At 71.0% G+C, this 1,660-nt stretch carries 1 pseudogene; it reads right to left on the bottom strand.

Annotation, left to right across the window (positions count from 1 at the left end):
- Positions 1-1,660, bottom strand: a pseudogene (locus ACWD4U_RS34700) (hypothetical protein); the annotation flags it as partial.

Genomic DNA, 1,660 nt, shown 5'->3' with positions numbered 1-1,660 from the left:
GTCGAAAGGGGTCACGTCGCCCTCGGGTGTGAAGCGGGCGCCTTCCGTGCGGGACCACTCCACGACCCGGTGGCCGTCCGCGCCGGCCAACCGCGGGTACCAGCCGGGGAAGGGCTCGCCCGCCGGGTGGCCAGCCGGCGCCCCCGGCACAGTCAACTTCACGCCGAACACGTTCCGGCTGCCGGGCTGGAAGGGCCCCTTGCTCTCGGTCCTCTGACCGAGGGTGGGGTCGAACCACTGGCCATCGGTGTTGGTGAACTTGACCTTGTCGCCGGTGCGCTCGCCCCACAGTGCCTTTTTCGCGAACAGGTTACGGCGCTCACCCCTCGGCAGTTTGAATTCCTTGCCGTTGACGTTGACGCTGGTCGCGCCGGCGGTGGCGTAGAAGAGTTCCGGGACGCGTTCGCGGAAGGTCTGCGGGCCGGTCGGGGCCGGTGGGTAGGTGAACGGCCGCTCGGCCTTCTCCGTCGCGAGCCGGAACTTGTACACCTCGGTCGGCTCGTCGTACGGGGTCACGTCGCCTTCGGGTGTGAAGCGGGCGCCTGTCGTGCGGGACCACTCCACGACCCGGTGGCCGTCCGCGCCGGCCAACCGCGCGTACCAGCCGGGGAAGGGCGCACCCGCCGGGTGATCGGCCGGCGCCCCCGGCACGGTCATCGTCACGCCGAACACCATGATGGTCTTGCCGGCCGGCCGGAGCTGCTGCGTCGCGGGCACGTCGAGGGGTTCCTCGAACCACTCGCCGTCGGGGTTGGTGAACCTGACCTTGCTGCCGACCAGCTCGCCCTTCAGCGGCTGGTGCGCGAACCGGGCATGCTCGGCCTCCGAACCCGGCAGCCAGAATTGCCTGTCGTTGACGGTGACCGCGTTCTTGGTGGCGGCCGCGTAGAAGGCCTTCGGGATACGTCCGAGGAAGGCGACCGCGGTGGTCCCGTCCGTGCGTCTGGCCCCGACGGTCGCGGGCGCGGACAGGAGTGCCGGCGTGGGGTCCGGGTTCGGGTCCTGGCCCGGGTGCCCGCGGTCGTCGCCGGCGTCCGCGCCTGCGTCCGTGTCGATGTCCATCGCCTGGCTGTGCCGTTCCGGCGTGGGGGGTCGGGACTCGTCCGTTTCGGGTCGGGTGGCGGGCGTGGGTCGGGTGGGGGTGGTGGCGTCGTAGTGGCCGGGGGAGTGGACCACGACGGTGTAGTTCTGTTCGGTGGCGAGGTGGGCTGCTTGGTCGGGTGTGGGGTAGGTGCTGGAGCCGTCGGGGTGGATCGCGGTGACGCGGCCGCTGACCTGGTCGGCGATCAGCAGTCCGGGCCCGAAGTGACCGGCGTAGAGCACGGGAGCGGCGCTGCCGACGGCGTTGTTCCACTGTCCGTGGGCGGTGACGCTGCCCAGGGCGGTGTTCCAGGCCACAGGGTGGTCGTCTTCGCCGTCGAGGAGGGAGTCGCGGAACCCGGCTTCGGGGCGGGTGAGGGTGGGGTCGAGGCTGTCGGGCCGGTCCGGCCGACCGGGGTCCGCCGCGTCGTCGTACGGCAGGTACACGCCGTTGTATGTCAGGTACACGCCATCGTCGTTCGTCGGGTATGCGTTGTAGTCGAGTTCCTCGTCATGGTGGGGTTCGAGGGTGTCGGCCTGTGGCATCGGCTGGTCGCGGGGGTCGGTGTCGTCCGGGGCT

This window comes from Kitasatospora sp. NPDC002522 (assembly GCF_053595195.1).
This window is presented reverse-complemented; position numbering and strand designations above follow the sequence as displayed.